Annotated in this window: 3 protein-coding genes; 1 reads left to right on the forward strand and 2 read right to left on the reverse strand. The window is 64.9% G+C overall.

All coding sequences use genetic code 11. The features are described from left to right. Positions 1-45 precede the first annotated feature (45 nt). Both OVY29_RS22420 and OVY29_RS22425 read right to left on the reverse strand, forming a co-directional pair. On the reverse strand, positions 46-516 hold the full coding sequence (locus OVY29_RS22420; RefSeq protein ID WP_313912319.1) for an Lrp/AsnC family transcriptional regulator: 471 nt from the start codon (positions 514-516) through the stop codon (positions 46-48). After that, positions 513-1,034 (reverse strand): Lrp/AsnC family transcriptional regulator, encoded by a 522-nt coding sequence (locus OVY29_RS22425; RefSeq protein ID WP_313912320.1) that lies wholly within the window; start codon positions 1,032-1,034, stop codon positions 513-515. Before OVY29_RS22425 ends, OVY29_RS22420 begins: the two co-directional genes overlap by 4 nt. A gap of 224 nt (positions 1,035-1,258) precedes the next feature. Between OVY29_RS22425 and OVY29_RS22430 the strand changes: the two genes are divergently transcribed. Further along, positions 1,259-2,944: an FAD-dependent oxidoreductase gene (locus OVY29_RS22430; protein WP_313912321.1), complete on the forward strand. Its 1,686-nt coding sequence runs from the start codon at positions 1,259-1,261 to the stop codon at positions 2,942-2,944. The last annotated feature ends 24 nt before the right edge of the window (positions 2,945-2,968 follow it).

Consider the following 2,968-nt stretch of genomic DNA (forward strand, 5'->3'; position numbering starts at 1 on the left):
TCAACGGCCTCCAGCACGGTGCTTTCCGCAGTCGAGAGATTGCACTCAATCGACGAGCGCGCACCAGCGATAGTCGTGCTTGATGAAATTCTGACCGAGGCTGTAGCGGACGCGCCGGACGCCGGGGATCTTGTCGATCGTCTGGTGGAGGAAATCGGTCAGTTCATTGCCGTTCTCGACCAATGTCATCGCCAGCACGTCGGCGCGGCCGAGCGTCGTCGCGACAAAGCCGATCTCGGGCAGCGCCGCCAGCCGCTCGGCAACGCCTTCGATGTCCGCCGCGCTGTCCGCCTCGACCCACAGATAGGCGAGGATGGGGTTGCGCAGCCGGTTCGCGTTGGTCACCGCGGCGACGCGGATCACCCGGTTGTCGAGGAGGCGCTTCAGCCGCGAACGGATCGTCCCTTCGGTCAGGTCGAATTCGCGGCCGATCTCGCGGTTCGAAACCCGCGCGTCATGGCCGAGCCGTTCGATGATCTTGTGATCGAGGTCGTCGAGGCTGATCCTCGTGCTCATAGCGGGGCCCACTCCGGATTATATTTGAGAACCTTGAGCGCGAGGCTGGGGAATATCCGCTCGACTCCGTCGATCTTGGCGATCACGCCGGTCAGGAGATGCTGCATCTCCTCCAGCGTTTCGGCGACGACCTGGATTTCGAGGTCGTGCGTGCCGATCGCGACATTGACGGTGATGACGCGCTCGAGCTCGGCGATTTCGGCGCCGACGTCACCCGCGGACCGCCCCTTCACCTGCACGCCAACGGGCGCGAGATAGCCAAAGCCCATCGCCGAAAGGTCGCGCATCGCGACGACGCGTACCATCCGGGCGTCCTCCAGCCGGCGCAGGCGGGTGCGCACGGTCGCTTCGTTCAGCCCCATTTCGCGCGCGATGTCGCGGTTCGCGATCCGACCGTTCTTGCGGAGCGCGGCGATGATCTGCTCATCGACATCGTCGAGCGCGAGCATGGCGTCGCCCTGGCCCGCGTTCGCGGCCTTGCTCCGCGTCCTTTTCCCGGCTTTGGTTGCCGTACGCAACGCCCGTTCTCCCCTGTTGAACCTGCGCCCCGTGCGGCGGCGCGCCGGTGCGATCGATCAGGGCTTCCACAGACCGCATCGCCGCGCCACTGTCAATGACCATCGAATACGACGCCGAATATACAACAGTTTGCGTAAAGATTTCTTCTTTTAAAAACGCAATCATTATGTAGAACGGCATATGGGCCGGAAATGGCGAGTTTTCCACTGCAGGAGCAATAGGCGTGGCCGTTCACGAAGTCGACATATTGGTGATCGGGTCGGGCGCGGGCGCCCTGACCGCGGCGTTCACCGCTGCCGACGCAGGCGCCGAAGTGCTGGTGGTCGAGAAAAGCGCGCGTTACGGCGGGACTTCGGCGACCTCGGGCGGCGGCATCTGGATCCCGAACAGCGACGACGCGCGCGCCAAGGGTCATGCCGACGATCCGGACGAAGCGCTCGGCTATATCAAGACGCTGATCGGCGACGATGTGCCCGAAACCAAGCTCGCGGCCTATGTCGACAATGCGCACCGGATGCTCGCCTATCTCGAGGAACGGTCGCAGGTTCACTACACCGCCTATGCCTATTCGGACTATCATATGGACGTCGCGGGCGCGCGCGACGGGTGGCGGACGCACGATCCGATCCCGCTGATGGCCGATCGGCTCGGCGCCGATTTCGAGCGGATGGAACCGCCGCACACGCTGACGCTGACCTTCGGCCGCTTCACCTGGACGATGGAGGAAGCGAAGCTGCTCCTGACGATGAGCCCCGGCGCCAAGCCTTTGCTCTTCAAACTGATGCTCAAATATATGTTCGACCTACCGTGGCGCTTCAAAACCAAGCGGTCGCGGCGCCTGACCGGCGGCAATGCGCTGATCGGGCGGCTGAAGCTGTCGATCGACGAAAAGGGCGTGCCCATCTGGCTCAATTCGCCGATGGTAGAACTGGTCCAGGGCAAGGGCGGGATCGCCGGCGCGATCGTCGAGCGCCAAGGACAGCGGATCGAGGTCCGCGCGCGCCGCGGCGTGATCATCGCGAGCGGCGGCTTCGACCATGACGCCGCGCTGCGCGAAAAATATCTGCCGCAGCCGACCTCGGCCGACTGGAGCGCGGGGGTGCCGAGCAACACCGGCGACGGGTTGAAGGCCGGACTCGCCGCTGGCGCCGCGACCGCACTGATGGATTCGGCGTGGTGGGGACCCGGCTTCCTGCTCGAGGGCGAGGACCGCGCGCGGATTCTGTTCGTCGAGCGCGCGCTGCCTTCGTCGATCATCGTCAACCAGGCGGGCAAGCGCTATATGAATGAGGCGGCATCCTATCATGTCGCGGGGGGCGAGATGCACCGCTGCAACAGCCCCGAAGCGCCCACCGCGCCGTCATGGTTCGTGTTCGACGCGCGCTATCGCGGCAAATATATGCTGGGGCCGATGATGGCGGGCAAGTCGTCGGCCGACGGCCGCATCCCCGAAGCGATGCGCAAGATATTGAAGAAATCCGCGACGATCGCCGGGCTCGCCAAGGAGATCGGTGTCGATGCCGCGGTGCTTTCGAACGAAATCGCGCGTTTCAACGCCAACGCGCTCAAGGGGGAGGATCCCGATTTCGAGCGCGGCGCGTCGGCCTATGACCGGCATTATGGCGATGCGTCGGTGACCCCCAATCCGACGCTCGCGCCGATCGCCGAAGCGCCCTTCTATGCTATCCCGATCTATCCGTGCGACCTTGGCACCAACGGCGGGCTGCTCACCGACGACAATGGTCAGGTGCTGGGCGCGGATGGCAGGCCGCTCGGCGGGCTCTACGCGATCGGCAACGCTTCGGCGGCGGCGATGGGGCGGACCTATCCGGGCGCGGGCGCGACGCTGGGCCCGGCGATGACCTTCGGCTGGCTCGCCGCGCGCCATGCTATGCGGGTGAATCGATAAACCCAACGTCGGGAAACGACCGGT

The sequence above is a fragment of the Sphingopyxis sp. SE2 genome, assembly GCF_032227185.1.
GTDB lineage: Bacteria > Pseudomonadota > Alphaproteobacteria > Sphingomonadales > Sphingomonadaceae > Sphingopyxis.